Raw genomic sequence first — 17,698 nt, 5'->3', positions numbered from 1 at the left:
TTTATTTTTTTATCTACATTCATCCAGTAAAATAAAACCCCCAAGCATTACACTTGAGGGTTTTAATTATGAGTTCAAATAAAACAAAGTAAGTTAATAATAACTACTCAGCAAATATCGCTGTAACATCGTCTTTGTTAAATTTATAAACTTCACCGCAGAATCCACAATCCATCTCAAAAGTACCGCCTTGCTCTTCGATGATATCCAAAGCTTCTGCTTCACCGATTTGCTCAATCGCCATCTCTGACTTTTTACGTGAACAAGTACAGCCAAAGGCTAGCTCGACAGGGTCAGGGGCGACGACGTTTTCTTCATTGTACAAACGATACAAGATTTCGTTGGTATCAAGTGTGGTCAACTCTTCGGCTTTGACCGTACGAGTCAAAACGCTTAAACGCGTCCATAGATCATCATCGATACCCGCGTCTTCGTTTTGTTCTACCTCATAGGTTTCCTCAGCAGTACGAGGCAGCATTTGTACCAATATACCACCCGCTTGCAAACCGTCAGATGCCAAATTAATCAGCGTTGGAATTTGTGCAGACTGCTTTTGATAATGGGCCAAGCAATCAGCCAAATTGTCATGGCTACGCTCAACGATACCTTGATACGCCTCACCGCCATCGGGCTGAATATTAATAAATAACACACCTTGACCCATAGCCCCAAGCTCAGCGAAGGCTTCATTAGCACGGGTCATGTTTTCCCATGCTTGTACTTGCTCATCTGTATCAGCTTTCCAGCTGGCAAGCGCACGAATAATACCGTTTTGATCACATTCAGCCATTGCCCAATTCAGCAAACTGTCGCTGTCTGATGATTGTAATTGAATAGATAAGCGGCCGTCTATTTTGACAGTACCAATAAGCAAACTGGCCGCCGTTAGCATCTCACCTAGCAAGCGCTTAATCGCTTCAGGGTAGGGCTTTTGAGCGATAGTACTGGCATAACTACGTGATAGACGAACGACATCACCACGTACAGGTGAGTCTTGAATAAAAAAGCGCTGACGTACGTCATTATTGGTAGAAGCCGTGGCAGCTGTCGTTATTTGAGTATTGTGATTGGTTTGAGTCATAAGGCGTTAGTATGATTAAGAAGTTGCTAACTTTATGGGGATTATTGGTAAATTATCAACAACGCCACAAGCATGATAATTAAGTTTAAGTCATAGTGTTCCAATAGAGACTTTATGTGCTGATACAAATCTTGTTGCAATACATGAGATATTATGAATATACGTAGAAAAGTCTATTAAGAGTGTTAAAAGTATTGTACAGTAACATTAAGTTGCTCTATGATAACTGAAAGTAACAGCAAGGATGCTGGACAGTAGGATAAACAATGTTCAGAGTTATCACTATTTGTACTAATTTGATAAAAGGATGTATCTTATGGCTTACTCGCTCTCAAAACCTCTAACACTAGTTGCTGCTATGGCGTTTGGCTTAGCTGGCTGTAATAACAGTAATCAAACGACCAGCGAAGCTCCAGCAGACGACGCTGCAAAGACGGAAACTGCCGCGAGTGCTAGTGGTACCCTACAAAAAATAAAAGATTCTGGCACTATCGTCGTCGGTTATCGTGACTCCTCAATCCCATTTTCTTATATCGCTGATGATCCCAACCAGCCAATGGGCTATGCACACGATTTAGAGATGAAAGTTGTCGAAGCGGTCAAGCAAAAGCTAAACATGCCAGATTTAAACGTCCGTTATAATCTTATCACTTCACAAACTCGTATCCCACTGGTACAAAACGGTACGGTAGACTTTGAGTGTGGCTCAACGACCAATAATGAGGAGCGCCAAAAACAAGTTGCGTTCTCTAATGGCTTTTTTGAGATTGGGACGCGCTTGTTAACCAAAACTGACTCTGGCATTCAAGATTTTGAAGACTTAAAAGGCAAAACCTTAGTTACTACGGCCGGTACGACTTCAGAGCGCTACATTCGCAAATATAATGATGAAAATAATATGGACACCAACGTCATCTCTGCAAAAGATCATGGTGAAGGTTTCTTGATGTTAGAGAACGGCCGTGCCGATGCCTTTATGATGGATGATGTACTGCTCGCTGGCGAAAAAGCCAAAGCCAAAAATCCTGATGAATGGGTCATCGTAGGTGAACCACAGTCGTTTGAAATCTACGGCTGTATGATGCGCAAAGACGACCCTGAGTTTAAAGCGGTGGTCGATGAAGCGCTTGCCAATACCTTTAGCTCAGGTGAGATTAACAGCATCTATGATAAATGGTTCTTAACCCCTATTCCACCGAAAAACGTCAATCTCAACTTTGAGATGTCAGACAACTTAAAGGCTTTAATTGCTAACCCGCACGATAGTGCTCAGCCACAAGACGCTGCACAATAAGACATTTGTCCCTCACTATAGCCGACTCATGCGCTTAGGAAAATCATCTAGATTGACCTAACGCTTGAGTCTATCTTCCGCTGCTCGGAGAGACAAAATGAATTATAGCTGGAACTGGGGTGTGCTCTTTGAGCAAACCGGTATCGGTAATGAGCTGTACTTACATTGGATGATCACCGGTCTTGGCTGGTTGTTATTGATTGGTAGTATTGCATGGGCGATAGCCATGATCATTGGTACCATCTTTGGTATCATGCGCACCTTGCCAAGTAAGACTGCGCGCAGTGTCGGCACCGCCTACGTCACTTTTTTTCGTAATATCCCCTTATTGGTTCAATTATTCTTTTGGTTTTATGTCGCCCCTGGTTGGCTAACACCGGCCTTACAAGAATGGTGGTATAAAGACTTGTCTCCGAATACCTCAGCCATGCTCTCAGCAAGTATCGGGCTTGGCTTATTTACCGCTGCGCGTATCGTTGAGCAAGTGCGTACGGGTATTGAGTCACTACCACAAGGTCAAATCAATGCCGCTTACGCTCTTGGGTTTAGTGTTCCGCAAGCTTATAAACAAGTCTTATTACCCCAAGCCTTTCGTATCATCTTGCCGCCACTTAGCTCTGAGCTGACCAACTGCTTTAAAAACGCATCAGTGGCCTCTTTGGTCGGCGTAATGGAGCTCATTAGCCAGACCAAAACCATTAGCGAATATACTCAAAATAACCTTGAGATTTATACTTACGCGACTGTTATCTATTTGGTATTTAATCTATCCTTAATCGCCATCATGGGTTTGATTGAGCGCAAACTGCGTGTACCAGGGCTTATTGCAGGGAGTCAGAAATGAGTATGATGACCGAACTTGCAACGGCCTATCCAGGTCTAATGGGTGGCATGCTAACCACCTTAAAAGTATTGTTTTTAGCCATTCTCGGTGGTATCAGTTTAGGAACCGTACTCGCTTTAATGCGCTTATCTGGTATTAAGGCGCTAGAAGTACCCGCCAAACTCTACGTCAATTACTTTCGTTCTGTACCGCTGTTACTAGTATTACTATGGTTTTATTTTGCCGTACCGATGATTTATTTTTGGGTAGCTGGTAAATACTTGCAACTTGATGCCGCCTTTGCTTCATGTGTCGTTGCTTTTATGATGTTCGAAGCCGCCTACTTTTCAGAAGTGGTACGGGCAGGTATTCAGTCTATTGGTAGTGGGCAAGTCAATGCTGCAAAAGCCTTGGGTATGACTTATGGGCAGACCATGCGTTTGGTCGTATTACCACAAGCCTTTCGCAAAATGCTGCCACTTATCTTACAACAATGTATTATTTTATTCCAAGATACGACGTTGGTATTTGCTATTGGTTTGACAGACTTTTTCCGTGCAGCCTACGTCCGTGGTGAGCTGATGGGTTTATTGACACCTTATATATTAGGCGCAGGCGCAGTATATTTTGTCATCAGCTTAAGCGCTTCTATCGGTGTGCAACATGTACAAAAACGTCTGAGGTTTTGAGTGTTTTTTAATAACTTTAAAATAATGTGGTTAGGAGCCAGTGATGAGTAATGCTGATACGTATACAAATGACTTTGGCGGACTGGTGACAAACAATGGTCATGCCAGTGATGAGATAGTCATTCAAATGACTGACGTCAGCAAATGGTATGGCGACTTCCAGGTTTTGAGCGACTGTACTGCCCACGTACATAGGGGTGATGTGGTAGTGGTTTGTGGCCCATCGGGCAGTGGTAAATCGACCTTGATTAAGACTGTCAATGGTCTTGAGCCTTTTCAACAAGGTGAGATTATGGTCAATGGTATTTCAGTCGGTGCGCCAAAGACTGACCTACCTAAGCTGCGTAGTAGCGTTGGTATGGTGTTTCAGCACTTTGAGCTGTTTCCACATTTAACCATTATCGACAATCTGACCGTCGCACAAATTAAAGTATTGGGCCGTAAAGAGTCTGAGGCCAAAAAGAAAGCGATGGCATATTTGGATCGGGTGGGACTGACAGCGCAAGCGGCGAAGTATCCGGCCGAGTTGTCTGGAGGTCAACAGCAGCGGGTCGCCATTGCCCGTGCGCTTGCAATGGATCCCGTAGCGATGCTGTTCGATGAACCAACCTCCGCTCTTGACCCTGAGATGATTCAAGAAGTACTTGATGTGATGGTCGAGCTGACACGCGACGGTATGACAATGATGTGTGTGACTCATGAGATGGGCTTTGCCAGCCAGGTGGCCAATCGTATTATTTTTATGGATGAGGGCTATATCGTTGAGAATTGTAGTAAGGATGAATTCTTTGAAGGCGCGAAAAGTGAACGCGCGCAGATGTTTTTGTCAAAGATTTTGAACCATTAAAAGTTTATTTCATTTTATAATGATATCAAGCGTCTATAAATAGGCGCTTTTTTGTGTAAGTAAGTTTATATCCTCAATATTGAAATGAGTGACTACATCGTAAGCGATGCGGGAGAATAGATGAGTGCATGGCTGTTTACTGATACAATAAGAGCAATCATATCCAGCAAATTTTGTAAAACTTAACAAACATAATAGTCAACTTAATGGGAGCTTATATGAGTGCAGAACATTCATCTACATCAAAAGGTATCGTCATTGTTGGGGCAGGACTGGCGGGTTGGCATGTCATTGACGCCATTCGTGCGAAAGATAAAGACATTGCAATCACGTTGGTCACGACAGATAGTGCAGATCGTTACCACAAGCCCATGCTAACCATGGCGATTAGTCAAAACAAACGCGCGTCGGACTTAGTACGGGCTACAGGTAGTGATGCAGCTAAGAATGCAAACGTCAATTTACTTGCCAATACCCAAGTCAGTGACATCGATGCAGCCAGTCAGCAATTACATCTTATCTCTGCTACGCGCTCAGATCCGGCCAATGTGGATTACGCCACTATTGGCTATGATAAATTAGTACTAGCAATGGGCGCTCATCCTATCTTTCCGCAAAGCTTGCCAGAAGATTTGGTTTGGCACGTTAATCATATTGAACGCTTTGGTCAACTGCAAGAAAAGCTGGCAACGGGTAGTCAACATGTCGCTATCGTCGGAGCGGGTATGGTTGGGACGGAGATTGCAGAAGATTTATTAAAAGCTGGGCATGAGGTGACGCTGATTGATTTAAATGATGCACCGCTTTCACAAATGCTACCGTCAAAAGCCACAGCTCGTATCGCTCAAGCAGTCAAATCTCAAGGGATTAACTTTTTGGGTGGTTATCAAGTGTCTGACGTGACGCGTGTTAGCGACAGCGCCAATGATAATGACAGTACAAGTGGCCATGATAAATTACAAGTAAACTATAAGCCGATAGCAGGTGCCGACTCTACGGCTGATCAGCAGCCTGAACCCTTAATCGTAGACCATGTGATAGCTAGTACAGGCCTCACTGTCGATGATAAATTGCCTGCCGCTGCTGGGGTTGAGTTCAATCGCCGTACCGGTATCGTGGTCGATGCGACAACATTACGTACCAATGCTTCTAATATTTATGCTATTGGTGACTGCATGTCCATCAATGGCGTTGCCTGTCGTTATGTCGCGCCACTACGAGCACAAGCGGCTACCATTGCCGACGATATATTAGGTCATGAGCATGAGGGCTATGAGCATAAGCCACCGATGATTCGTTTAAAAAATAAAGCCATCTCTGTCATGGCGACTGGTGTGCCACAAGCGACAGGCAATTGGCAGGTAAAGACTGAAACTGATGACGAGTTAATCATGGATTTGCTAGATGATAACGACGAAGTCAGTGCGACAGTGACTATTAAAGCGCCTGTCATGCCTAAAGCTTAATTGCTAAAACTTCTTAAATCATAGCCAGTGCTGCCATCCCAATGCAGCGCTGGCTTTTTTTAATATCTAGCGGATACTTTTTGTTAATCGTTAACTTGATGGTACTGCGCAACAATCATAATCGATACGTACTGTATCAATATTGTTGACAGGCTTTTATTTGAGGCGCTATATTGGTTAGGGCATGATTTAACTAGATCATATAGTTAACAGAATATTCAAGGAGGAATATTGTATTTACCTTAGCAGCGCTTTGAATGCTTATAAGGCAACAATCAAACTAATAGCAAAACGAAAGGACTCGTTATGACTCAGCTTATCGATTTCGACAGTATTCTTAATAATGTTCCCAAAGTTAATGTAGGTGCGCGCTCAGCGAATGCGCCACTGTCTCAAAGCCATGATAAAGGACTTGATGTGCCGCTGATTGAAGCGACCATCGGTGATTTTTTCGATGCCATTGTCCATAAATATCCTGAGCGTGAAGCACTGGTTTCGCGTCATCAGAATATCCGTTGGACCTATCGCGAGCTACAAGAAAAGGTTAATCAACTGGCTAGTGCCATGATTGAGATGGGGCTTGAAATAGGTGATCGTATCGCTATTTGGTCGCACAACAATAGCGAATGGTTGCTGATGCAATTAGCGACAGCGAAAATCGGTGTCATCTTAGTTAATATTAATCCTGCCTATCGTACCTTTGAGCTGCAATATGCGCTGAATAAATTGGGCTGCTCGGCCTTGGTATTGATGCGTCATTTTAAAACCAGTGACTATACGCAAATGATTCGCGAGCTATGCCCTGAAATTTATCATAAAAGCTATCAACAGCTTGATTTGGTGGAGATTCCAACCATTGAGCGCATTATTTGGATTGATGAGCCAGAGAGCGATGAAGACTTTAATTTTATGCAAAAGTTCTCTAGTTGGATGGCAGAGGGAGATGCCAATGACCCTCGCGTTGCAAAACGCCAAGCCCAGCTCAAAAACACCGACGCTATTAGCGTGCAGTTTACCAGTGGCACAACTGGCACACCCAAAGGCGCCACCTTAACGCATCGTAATATCCTAAATAACGGCTATTTTATGGGCGAAGGAATGAAACTTACCGAAGAGGATAGGCTATGTATCCCATTGCCACTCTATCATTGCTTTGGCATGGTGGGTGGCAACTTAGCCATTTTAACCCATGGTGGTTGCGCGGTTTATCCCAATGATGGCTTTGATCCGCTGACAGTATTGCAAACAGTGGAGGCAGAAAAATGTACCGCCTTACTTGGCGTCCCGACGATGTTTATCGCGGAGCTGGATCATCCAGATTTTGATAGTTTTGATTTGTCCAGTTTGCGCACCGGTATCATGGGCGGCTCTAGCTGCCCTATTGAGGTCATGCGCCGCGTCATGGATAAAATGCACATGAGTGAAGTAACCATTGCTTATGGCATGACCGAGACCAGTCCAGCTTCTTGTCAGACCAGCTCACAAACGCCCCTTGAAAAGAGAGTGTCGACAGTAGGGATGGTGCTGCCAGCGCTTGAGGTCAAAATCGTGGATACCGAAACGGGTGATGTTGTCCCGATTGGAGAGACAGGCGAGCTACTCACATACGGCTATGCGGTCATGAAAGGCTATTGGGGCAGCCGTTTTAAAACTCGAAAAGCCATTCAGGATGGCTGGATGCATACGGGTGATTTGGCAACGATGGACGAAGACGGCTACATTACGGTGGTTGGGCGTAGTAAAGATATGATCATTCGTGGCGGCGAAAATATCTATCCTGTAGAAGTCGAAAATTACCTTTATCGTCATCCTAAGATACGTGATGTACAAATCGTTGGCGTGCCTGACAAAAAATATGGGGAAGTGTTGGCGGCGTGGATCATTACCAAAGAGCCGGGAAATTTGACCGAAGAAGAGATAAGGCAATTTTGTCGTGACCATATCGCTCATTATAAAGTGCCGACCTATTTTCGCTTCGTAGATGCATATCCAATGACCGTGACGGGCAAAATTCAGAAGTATAAAATCGTTGAACAAATGATAGAGGAGCTAGGTTTAGAGTAGACTATGGTAGATAGATAGCTGCTAACAAACATAAGTCATTAATTTATAAGCATTAATTTATAAGTGCTATTTTTATAAAGACTTACAACTGAATGCTAAAGATATAAAGACAGAAGTGTTAAACACTGATAAAGTCAGCTTTATGCCCTAGTGGTAGCAAGCTGATTTTTTACTTCTGGTTATACTTAATACTGACAAATCAGTAATGGAAGATGTGTCTTTCTTAAAAATTGCTTTTAAATGATACATATTGTATCGATAATATTGACAGTCTTTCATTTGAAGCGTTACTATAGATAATAATATATGATATAGATTCAAGGATGAAAAATCGGCTTACGGGCTGTTTTTATATAGAATAAAAAGATAAAACGAAAGGACTCGTTATGACACAAAATATTGATTTCGATACTATCCTAGCTAACATTCCCAGCGTCAACATGGGTGCGCGCTCAGCCAATGCGCCACTTTCTCAAAGCTACGACAAAGGTCCTGATGTACCACTGATTGAAGCGACTATCGGTGATTTTTTCGATGCTATTGTCTCTAAATATCCAGAGCGTGAAGCATTGGTCGTTCGCCATCAAGGTATCCGCTGGACTTATCAGCAACTACAACAAAAGGTCAATCAACTCGCCAGCGCCATTATAGAGATGGGACTTGAGATTGGTGATCGCATCGGTATCTGGTCGCACAACAATAGCGAGTGGCTTTTGATGCAATTAGCGACCGCTAAAGTTGGCGTTATCCTCGTCAATATTAATCCTGCCTATCGCACCTTTGAATTACAGTATGCCTTGAATAAATTGGGCTGCTCGGCACTCGTATTAATGCGCCATTTCAAGACTAGCGATTATACGCAAATGGTACGTGAGCTGTGTCCAGAGATTTATCATAAAACTTATAATCAGCTAGATTTGGTCGAAATACCGACGATTGAGCGTATTATTTGGATTGATGAGCCAGGTAATGATGAGACTTTTAGTTATATGCAAAGGTTCTCTGACTGGATAAGCGAAGGTGATGCTAACGACCCACGCGTTGCCGAACGGCAAGCGCAGCTCAAAAATACTGACGCTATTAATGTGCAATTTACCAGTGGTACGACTGGCACGCCAAAAGGTGCGACCTTAACCCATCGTAATATCTTAAATAACGGCTACTTTATCGGTGAGGCGATGAACCTCACTTTCGATGATATATTGTGTATTCCTGTGCCGCTTTATCACTGTTTCGGTATGGTACTTGGTAATTTAGCCATTTTGACCCATGGCGGTTGTATTGTATATCCTAACGATGGTTTTGATCCATTAAGTGTCCTGCAAGCAGTCGAAGAAGAAAAGTGTACTGGTTTGCATGGGGTGCCAACGATGTTTATCGCGATGCTCGATCATCCAGATTTTGACCAATATGATTTATCCACTTTGCGTACCGGTATTATGGCAGGCTCGAGCTGTCCGATTGAAGTCATGCGCCGCGTCATTGATGAGATGCACATGAGCGAGGTCACTATTGCTTATGGTATGACCGAGACCAGTCCAGTATCTTGTCAGACAAACAAGCACACACCGCTTGAAAAGCAGGTTTCCACTGTCGGACTGGTGCAGCCAGCGCTCGAAGTCAAGATCATCGATACCGAAACAGGTGAGACTGTCCCGCTAGGAGAAAAAGGCGAGCTACTCACGCGCGGCTATTCGGTGATGAAAGGCTATTGGGGTGACCGCTTCAAAACTCGCGCGTCCATTCAAGATAATTGGATGCACACAGGGGATTTGGCTACTATGGATGAAGATGGTTATGTCAAAGTGGTAGGCCGTAGCAAAGACATGGTCATTCGTGGTGGTGAGAATATCTACCCAGTAGAGATTGAAAACTATCTATATCGCCATCCTAAGATTCGCGATGTGCAAATCGTTGGCATACCTGATGCTAAGTACGGTGAAGTATTAGCAGCATGGATTATTCCCAAAGAGCCTGATTGCTTAACCGAAGAAGAGGTGAAGGAATTTTGCCGTAATAACATTGCCCATTATAAAATACCGACCTACTATCGTTTCGTCGAAGAATACCCGATGACCATTACAGGCAAGATTCAAAAGTATAAAATCGTTGAGATGATGAAAGACGAGCTGAGCTTGTAATAAGCTTGTTTATAAGGTCTAAAATATTTGAACCTAAAACATCTGAGCCTAAAATATTAAAGATTAATTATGTGAGTAACGCTTAGAATAATCTGCCTAAAAAAGCTACTTACCTCTACGCATTAAAGAAAAGGGATATCATGAGTACTATCATAACCAGTAAGTTGAGCCCAAACGCGAGCGACTTTCAGCAAAACAGTGCTGCTATGCAAGAAGTGGTCGACGACTTATATATACACCTGCGTAAGGTCGCTCAAGGCGGCTCAGAGCGTGCCCGTGCCAAGCATTTGGCGCGTGGTAAGCTACTCCCGCGCGAGCGTGTCGAGCGCTTGCTTGATGTGGGTACGTCATTTTTAGAAGTGGCTCCAATGGCCGCGCATGATATGTATGGCGAGGATATTCCCGCAGCTGGCGTGATTGCTGGTATTGGCCGTATCAACGGTACTGAATGCATGATCGTCTGTAATGATGCTACGGTAAAAGGCGGCACGTACTATCCGATGACGGTCAAAAAGCACTTGCGCGCGCAAGAAATCGCCCAAGAAAACAACTTACCTTGTGTATATTTGGTGGACTCAGGCGGCGCGAACTTGCCAAACCAAGATGACGTATTCCCAGACAAAGAGCACTTTGGTCGTATTTTCTTTAATCAGGCCAATATGAGTGCTGCAGGCATTCCACAGATTGCCGTAGTCATGGGTAGCTGTACGGCGGGTGGCGCTTATGTGCCAGCGATGAGTGACGAATCTATTATCGTCAAAGACCAAGGCACCATCTTTTTGGGTGGGCCACCACTTGTGAAAGCAGCAACGGGGGAGGAGGTCACCGCTGAAGATTTGGGCGGTGGCGACGTGCATACTCGCCTGTCGGGGGTCGTCGATCATTTAGCACAAAGCGATACCCATGCGTTGTCGATTGCCCGTAATATCGTCAGTCATCTCAATCGTCCTGCTAAGCAAATTCCGAATCAAATCAAACCCCGTCCACCACGTTATGATGCCAAAGAGCTATATGGCGTCATTCCAACAGACAAGCGTAAACCTTTTGATATTAAAGAAATCATCGCTCGTATCGTCGATGACAGTGCCTTTGATGAATTTAAAGCGCGCTTCGGTACCACGCTAGTTTGTGGTTTTGCGCATATCGAAGGCATGCCAGTCGGCATTATCGCCAATAACGGTATCTTGTTTAGTGAGTCAGCGCAAAAAGGCACACACTTCATTGAGCTATGTTGTAAGCGTAAAATTCCATTAGTATTTTTGCAGAATATTACTGGCTTTATGGTCGGGCGTAAGTATGAAAACGAAGGTATCGCTCGTCACGGTGCTAAGATGGTGATGGCAGTTGCCAATGCCAAAGTGCCGAAGTTTACCGTTATTGTCGGTGGCTCATTTGGTGCCGGTAACTACGGCATGTGTGGCCGTGCTTATAGCCCTCGTTTCTTGTGGATGTGGCCAAATGCGCGTATTTCTGTCATGGGCGGTGAGCAAGCAGCCTCAGTACTGGCAACCGTCAAGCGTGATAATTTTGACCGTAAGGGCGAAGAATGGAGTAGCGAGGATGAGGCTGCATTTAAAGAGCCGATTCTTGATATGTATGAGAAGCAGGGCCATCCCTATTATGCGACGGCGCGCCTGTGGGATGATGGCGTGATTGATCCTGCTGATACTCGTAACGTACTGGCTTTAGGTCTTAGCGCTGCCTATAATGCACCGATTGAAGAGACGACTTATGGGGTCTTTAGAATGTAAGAATTTTAAGGTCTGCCCATAATAATTTACTACTGCGTCAACCTTATTTGAAGTACGATTTGTACATCTACATTCGGTTTCCTTGTATTAATATTATTATGGATTGACTAAAAGTTTGATTAAGTGTCTTTTAATTAATTATCTATAAAAAGATACATACATAGGAAATATAGAGAAAGTTACTATAAAACATTGAGATAACCCTTTATGAATAACTATAAAAGCCTATTGGTTGATATTGAGCAGCACGTAGCGACGGTGACGTTAAATCGTCCTGAGATACGTAATGCCTTTAATGATGAAATGATTGCCGAGCTGACCGAGGTTTTTACCACGCTTGGCGCTGATGATAATGTGCGAGTCATCGTGTTAGCGGCTGCCGGCAAAGCGTTCTGTGCGGGTGCCGATCTTAACTGGATGCGTGCCATGGCAGATTATAGCTATGAAGAAAATCTAGCGGACGCTGATAAACTCGCGCAAATGCTTAAAACTATCTATGAGTGTCCTAAGCCGACAGTTGCTGCTATTCAAGGTGACGTTTATGCAGGTGGTATGGGTCTAGTGGCTGTTTGTGATGTGGCTATCGCCGTTAAGATTGCGAACTTTTGCTTGAGTGAAGTGCGTTTGGGACTAGCCCCTGCAACGATTAGCCCTTATGTTATTAGAGCGCTAGGTGCTAGAGCATCACAGCGTTATTTCTTAAGTGCTGAAGTGTTTGATGCCAAAAAAGCGCGTCAGCTTGGTTTTATCCACGAGCGAGTCAGCGAAGAAGTATTAGATGAGGCAGTGGCAACATTCTGTGCCAAGATGGTCAAAAACAGCCCCGATGCGGTTAAAACTTGCAAGCAGCTGTTGCATGATATTGCAGGCGCGCCTATTAGTGATGACTTAATTGCCGATACGGTAAAAGGCATTGCTGATATCCGTTCATCCACACAAGGTAAGGAAGGCGTACAAGCGTTTTTGCAAAAACGTAAGCCTGACTGGTTGACGGTAGACTAGCCGCAAACAACGATAGCCAAGACGACAAATAAAAATGACAAGACACAGGGATAGTTATGTTTTCTAAAATTCTAATCGCCAACCGTGGTGAAATTGCCTGCCGGGTGGCCGCGACTGCCAAGCGTCTGGGTGTGAATACCGTCGCTGTTTATTCTGATGCTGACCGCGAAGCCAAGCATGTCGCTGTCTGTGATGAAGCGGTTTATTTGGGTGGATCGTCCCCGAAAGATAGCTATCTTAAAGGCGATGCGATCATTGCAATTGCTCTCGATGTTGGCGCACAAGCGATCCATCCGGGTTATGGGTTTTTGAGTGAAAATGCGGATTTTGCGCAAGCCTGTCAAGACGCAGGTCTGGTCTTTATTGGTCCATCTGCCGATGCGATTCGCGCCATGGGCGGTAAGTCTGAGTCCAAGCGTTTGATGGAAGCGGCAGGCGTGCCACTGATACCGGGTTATCATGGTGACAATCAAGATGCCCAGTTTTTAAAACAGCAAGCAGATGATATTGGCTATCCGGTATTGATTAAAGCCAGCGCTGGCGGTGGCGGTAAAGGCATGCGTATCGTAGAGCAGGGCAGCGACTTTATTGACTTGTTAGATTCATGTCGCCGTGAAGCGATTACCAGCTTTGGTAATGATCAAGTATTGATTGAAAAATACGCCCTCAAACCACGCCATATCGAGATCCAAGTATTCGGTGATACGCACGGCAACTATGTGCATCTGTTTGAGCGTGATTGCTCGGTACAGCGTCGCCATCAAAAGGTGCTAGAAGAAGCACCAGCGCCAGGCGTTGATGAGGCTATGCGTAAAGCGATGGGGACAGCAGCGATAGAAGCCGCGCGTGCCGTTAGCTATGTTGGTGCAGGTACGGTTGAATTCATCGTTGAACAGCGCGAAGGCGCTATGAGTTTTTATTTCATGGAGATGAACACCCGTCTGCAAGTTGAGCATCCAGTCAGTGAGGCCATTACTGGTGTAGACTTGGTTGAATGGCAACTCTTGGTCGCGGCAGGTCAGCCATTACCAAAAACGCAAGATGAGCTTGCGATCAATGGTCATGCGATTGAAGCGCGTATCTGTGCTGAAAATCCTGACAATGACTTCTTACCAGCGACAGGTACTTTATTTACCTATCAAAAGCCTGAACATAGTACCTTTATAATTAATAATGACAGCGCAGGCGTGCGCATCGATGATGGTGTACGCGAAGGTGATGTAATCAGCCCGTTTTACGACTCTATGATTGCAAAGCTTATCGTTCATGCGCCAACGCGCGAGCAAGCATTGGCGAAACTCGATCGAGCACTGGGACAAACGCGCATCGTTGGTTTACCGACGAATGTGGCGTTTTTGCGTTATATTCTTAATACTGAGTCATTTAGTAAAGCCAATCTTGATACTGCGTTGATTGAACGTGAGCATGATGAGTTGTTTAATCAGCATCCGCTTGAGTTATCGACGCTGGTTGTGACTGCTATTACGCAGCAGCTTGCCAGTGAAGGCGCTGCCCAAGGTACAGATGCAGATCCATTTAGTAAGCCTACTGGTTTTCGTGCTTATAACGATTATACAAGATCGTTTAGCTTGGTTTATGATGAGCAATCTTATAGCGCTCGTATTAGCAATTGGCACAACGCACATTATTCTGACAGCAAAAAGGGTGCTGAAAATACCAGCAGCTTTACATTGATTATTGAAAAAGAGATCGCAAGTAACGATACTCAAAATAATGTTAATGTAGCCGCTCAGACAGAAAGTATTTATGAGAGTGATGTGAGTTACGCCAGCAGCGACGCACATAATCATACTTTATGGATTGATGGCGCACGTATTAGCGCTCAAAGTTGGGTACATAATGAGATCGTTTATGTGTTCACCGACAGCGGTCGTGACGAGATTACGCTGATCGATATCATGGCGCACGTGGGCGAAGAGTCTGCAGCGGTCGGCAGCTTAAAGTCACCAATGCCAGGTCAGGTAGTGGCATTTAAAGTAGAAGTCGGCGACACAGTCAAAAAAGGTGAGCCACTCGCTGTTATTGAAGCAATGAAAATCGAACATACCATTACCGCACCGACTGATGGGGTAGTGGCAGAGTTGTTATTTGCAGCAGGTGACTCAGTGGCTGATGGTGATGAGCTGCTCCGTATCGATACCGAAGCTAGTGAAGCTTAAGAACCGAAGTATAAGGGCAATAAAAGGATAATAACCATGAGCCATTCGTATCCAGACCATGTCAGAATCGTTGATGTTAGTCCACGTGATGGCTTGCAAAATGAATCAACGACAGTGCCAACTGCAGTGAAGCAGACGCTTATCAACGATTTAATCGCAGCAGGGGTGAAAAAGCTGGAGGCAACCAGCTTCGTCTCGCCAAAATGGGTGCCACAAATGGGCGACAACAGTGAGCTGATGACCGCGCTTGCAGGTAATAAGCGTGATGACGTTATCTATTCGGTACTGGTACCAAATATGCGCGGTTTTGAGAATGCCATCGTGCACCGTCCTGATGAAATCGTAATTTTTGGTTCAGCCAGTGAAACCTTTAGTCAGAAAAACATCAATTGTAGTATTGATGAAAGTATTGAACGTTTTGCCCCCGTTGCCGCTGCGGCAAAAGAGCATGGCATCAAAGTGCGCGGCGTTATCTCTTGTACGGTCGGTTGCCCTTATGAGGGCGAGATTGACCCAAGCCAAGTGGCGTACGTGACCAAGCGTTTGGTTGAGATTGGTTCAGAGCAGATTGGTATTGCCGATACCATTGGTGTTGGTACTCCGTTGAAAGTACAGCGCGCGCTACAAGCCGCTTTAGAATATGCTGATATAGCTATGCTATCAGGCCATTTTCATGATACTTATGGTCAAGCCGTTAGTAATACCTTGGCCGCCTTACAGATGGGCGTCAGCGAATTTGATACCTCAGTGGCGGGGCTTGGCGGCTGTCCGTATGCCAAAGGCGCAACGGGCAATGTCGCAACCGAGGATGTCGTCTATATGCTGCATGGTATGGGCATTAGCACTGGCATTGATTTAGATAAATTGGTCGTAACAGGTGAGCGTATTAGTGAGTTTCTCGGTCGCCGCAATGGTTCTAGCGTGGCACGTGCGCTGATTAATAAGCGTCAGTCCTAACTAAATGCACTGAAGATGTAATGGCTCTAAAAACAGATTAAAATTTAATTATTAAAACATTTATATACAAGGAATAGTTATGAGTTTACCTGGATTAAATTTTCAGCTTGGCGAAGATATCGACGCGTTACGTGATGTGGTACAGCAGTTTGCGGCTAATGAGATTGCCCCGCGCGCGGCTGAAATTGACAGTAGCGATGAGTTTCCAATGGATTTGTGGCAAAAGATGGGCGACCTAGGTCTGCATGGTATTACCGTTCCTGAAGAGTACGGTGGTGCTGATATGGGCTACGTCGCCCATATGGTCGCGATGGAAGAGATTAGCCGCGCTTCTGCATCCGTCGCTCTAAGCTATGGCGCGCACTCAAACCTATGTATCAACCAGATTAAACGCAATGGTAATGAGGCACAAAAACAAAAGTATTTACCAAAATTAATCAGTGGTGAATTCGTTGGTGCACTTGCAATGAGTGAGACGGGCGCTGGCTCTGATGTGGTCAGTATGAAACTAAAAGCAGAAGAAAAAGACGGCAGCTACATATTAAACGGTAGCAAAATGTGGATTACCAATGGTCCTGATGCAGACGTGATGGTTGTTTATGCTAAGACCAACCCTGAGATGGGCGCCAAAGGTATGACGGCATTTATCGTTGAAAAAGGCATGGAAGGCTTTGGTACAGCACAAAAGCTCGACAAACTAGGCATGCGCGGCAGTCATACCGGTGAGATGACCTTTAACAATGTTGAAGTCCCTAAAGAAAATATCTTAGGTGGCGTTGGTGAAGGCGTTAAAGTACTGATGAGTGGTCTTGATTACGAGCGCGCAGTATTGGCCGCAGGTCCTATCGGTATTATGCAAGCAGTGATGGACAATGTCGTCCCTTATATCCACGACCGCAAGCAGTTTGGTCAAGCGATTGGTGAGTTTCAGCTCATTCAAGGTAAAGTCGCAGACATGTATACCATCTTGCAAGCGGGACGTAGCTTCTTATATACTGTCGGTAAAAATCTCGATATGCTAGACCAACGCGGCGCAGGTCATAGTCGAGAAGTACGTAAAGATTGTGCCAGTGTGATTTTATGGTGCGCTGAAAAAGCCACGTGGATGGCGGGCGAGGGCATTCAAATCTTCGGTGGTAATGGCTATACCAATGAGTATCCGCTGGGTCGCTTTTGGCGTGATGCTAAGCTGTATGAAATCGGTGCAGGTACCAGTGAGATTCGCCGTATGCTGGTCGGTCGTGAACTGTTTAACGAGACTAAGTAAAAATTATTGAATGTTCGTTGGATATTAATTTCAAAACAACATCGATACATTAATATCCTCGTGCTAATGGGCTAAATTTTTCTTGCTTGCTGTTCGCAGGCGTGACAGAGGCTGTGAAAACTCATCCCATTAGCAC

13 protein-coding genes are annotated in these 17,698 nt (G+C 44.7%); 12 read left to right on the top strand and 1 reads right to left on the bottom strand.

Translation table 11 applies throughout. The annotated features are described in order from the left end of the window. Positions 1-103: 103 nt before the first annotated feature. The gene (gene hslO / locus ACTXGH_RS03565) at positions 104-1,081 is read right to left on the bottom strand and encodes an Hsp33 family molecular chaperone HslO (protein WP_439295594.1); all 978 of its coding nucleotides are present in this window, start codon (positions 1,079-1,081) and stop codon (positions 104-106) included. Between the two features lie 358 nt (positions 1,082-1,439). On the opposite strand from hslO, the gene ACTXGH_RS03560 reads away from it, so the two are divergent. The 12 genes from ACTXGH_RS03560 to ACTXGH_RS03505 all read left to right on the top strand — a co-directional run bounded on the left by ACTXGH_RS03560 (position 1,440) and on the right by ACTXGH_RS03505 (position 17,562). After that, on the top strand, positions 1,440-2,375 hold the full coding sequence (locus ACTXGH_RS03560) for a glutamate/aspartate ABC transporter substrate-binding protein (protein ID WP_439295658.1): 936 nt from the start codon (positions 1,440-1,442) through the stop codon (positions 2,373-2,375). A 97-nt stretch (positions 2,376-2,472) separates the two neighbouring features. Continuing rightward, on the top strand, positions 2,473-3,219 hold the full coding sequence (locus ACTXGH_RS03555) for an amino acid ABC transporter permease (protein WP_439262796.1): 747 nt from the start codon (positions 2,473-2,475) through the stop codon (positions 3,217-3,219). After that, complete coding sequence (locus ACTXGH_RS03550; RefSeq protein WP_439262795.1) at positions 3,216-3,887, top strand: ABC transporter permease subunit; 672 nt, start codon at positions 3,216-3,218, stop codon at positions 3,885-3,887. Before ACTXGH_RS03555 ends, ACTXGH_RS03550 begins: the two co-directional genes overlap by 4 nt. 127 nt (positions 3,888-4,014) lie before the next feature. Beyond that, the gene (locus ACTXGH_RS03545) at positions 4,015-4,734 is read left to right on the top strand and encodes an amino acid ABC transporter ATP-binding protein (protein WP_439295659.1); all 720 of its coding nucleotides are present in this window, start codon (positions 4,015-4,017) and stop codon (positions 4,732-4,734) included. 218 nt (positions 4,735-4,952) lie between these two features. Beyond that, entirely contained in the window at positions 4,953-6,200 is a 1,248-nt protein-coding gene (locus ACTXGH_RS03540) for an FAD-dependent oxidoreductase (RefSeq protein WP_439295595.1), read from the top strand. Between the two features lie 306 nt (positions 6,201-6,506). Continuing rightward, complete coding sequence (locus tag ACTXGH_RS03535; RefSeq protein ID WP_439295596.1) at positions 6,507-8,264, top strand: AMP-binding protein; 1,758 nt, start codon at positions 6,507-6,509, stop codon at positions 8,262-8,264. Positions 8,265-8,650: 386 nt separating this feature from the next. Further along, positions 8,651-10,405, top strand: a complete 1,755-nt coding sequence (locus ACTXGH_RS03530) for an AMP-binding protein (RefSeq protein WP_439295597.1) — start codon at positions 8,651-8,653, stop codon at positions 10,403-10,405. A gap of 140 nt (positions 10,406-10,545) precedes the next feature. Next, positions 10,546-12,156 carry a carboxyl transferase domain-containing protein gene (locus ACTXGH_RS03525; protein ID WP_439295598.1) on the top strand — a complete coding sequence of 537 codons (1,611 nt, stop codon included), beginning with the start codon at positions 10,546-10,548 and terminating at the stop codon, positions 12,154-12,156. 207 nt (positions 12,157-12,363) lie between these two features. After that, positions 12,364-13,158 carry an enoyl-CoA hydratase/isomerase family protein gene (locus tag ACTXGH_RS03520; protein WP_439262790.1) on the top strand — a complete coding sequence of 265 codons (795 nt, stop codon included), beginning with the start codon at positions 12,364-12,366 and terminating at the stop codon, positions 13,156-13,158. A 56-nt stretch (positions 13,159-13,214) separates the two neighbouring features. Then, the gene (locus tag ACTXGH_RS03515; protein WP_439295599.1) at positions 13,215-15,338 is read left to right on the top strand and encodes an acetyl/propionyl/methylcrotonyl-CoA carboxylase subunit alpha; all 2,124 of its coding nucleotides are present in this window, start codon (positions 13,215-13,217) and stop codon (positions 15,336-15,338) included. 36 nt (positions 15,339-15,374) lie between these two features. After that, positions 15,375-16,295: a hydroxymethylglutaryl-CoA lyase gene (locus ACTXGH_RS03510; RefSeq protein WP_439295600.1), complete on the top strand. Its 921-nt coding sequence runs from the start codon at positions 15,375-15,377 to the stop codon at positions 16,293-16,295. 79 nt (positions 16,296-16,374) lie between these two features. After that, positions 16,375-17,562 carry an isovaleryl-CoA dehydrogenase gene (locus ACTXGH_RS03505; RefSeq protein ID WP_299218180.1) on the top strand — a complete coding sequence of 396 codons (1,188 nt, stop codon included), beginning with the start codon at positions 16,375-16,377 and terminating at the stop codon, positions 17,560-17,562. The last annotated feature ends 136 nt before the right edge of the window (positions 17,563-17,698 follow it).

The sequence above is a fragment of the Psychrobacter sp. 1Y10 genome (assembly GCF_052259005.1).
In the GTDB taxonomy this organism is placed as follows: domain Bacteria; phylum Pseudomonadota; class Gammaproteobacteria; order Pseudomonadales; family Moraxellaceae; genus Psychrobacter; species Psychrobacter saeujeotis.
The sequence above is the reverse complement of the archived record's forward strand: the minus strand, read 5'-3'. Positions and strand labels throughout refer to the sequence as shown.

Excerpts from the sequence above, each read along its gene's own strand:
- hslO (WP_439295594.1), bottom strand. The coding sequence starts at position 1,081 with ATGACTCAAACCAATCACAATACTCAAATAACGACAGCTGCCACGGCT.
- ACTXGH_RS03560 (WP_439295658.1), top strand. The coding sequence starts at position 1,440 with ATGGCGTTTGGCTTAGCTGGCTGTAATAACAGTAATCAAACGACCAGC.
- ACTXGH_RS03555 (WP_439262796.1), top strand. The coding sequence starts at position 2,473 with ATGAATTATAGCTGGAACTGGGGTGTGCTCTTTGAGCAAACCGGTATC.
- ACTXGH_RS03550 (WP_439262795.1), top strand. The coding sequence starts at position 3,216 with ATGAGTATGATGACCGAACTTGCAACGGCCTATCCAGGTCTAATGGGT.
- ACTXGH_RS03545 (WP_439295659.1), top strand. The coding sequence starts at position 4,015 with ATGACTGACGTCAGCAAATGGTATGGCGACTTCCAGGTTTTGAGCGAC.
- ACTXGH_RS03540 (WP_439295595.1), top strand. The coding sequence starts at position 4,953 with ATGAGTGCAGAACATTCATCTACATCAAAAGGTATCGTCATTGTTGGG.
- ACTXGH_RS03535 (WP_439295596.1), top strand. The coding sequence starts at position 6,507 with ATGACTCAGCTTATCGATTTCGACAGTATTCTTAATAATGTTCCCAAA.
- ACTXGH_RS03530 (WP_439295597.1), top strand. The coding sequence starts at position 8,651 with ATGACACAAAATATTGATTTCGATACTATCCTAGCTAACATTCCCAGC.
- ACTXGH_RS03525 (WP_439295598.1), top strand. The coding sequence starts at position 10,546 with ATGAGTACTATCATAACCAGTAAGTTGAGCCCAAACGCGAGCGACTTT.
- ACTXGH_RS03520 (WP_439262790.1), top strand. The coding sequence starts at position 12,364 with ATGAATAACTATAAAAGCCTATTGGTTGATATTGAGCAGCACGTAGCG.
- ACTXGH_RS03515 (WP_439295599.1), top strand. The coding sequence starts at position 13,215 with ATGTTTTCTAAAATTCTAATCGCCAACCGTGGTGAAATTGCCTGCCGG.
- ACTXGH_RS03510 (WP_439295600.1), top strand. The coding sequence starts at position 15,375 with ATGAGCCATTCGTATCCAGACCATGTCAGAATCGTTGATGTTAGTCCA.
- ACTXGH_RS03505 (WP_299218180.1), top strand. The coding sequence starts at position 16,375 with ATGAGTTTACCTGGATTAAATTTTCAGCTTGGCGAAGATATCGACGCG.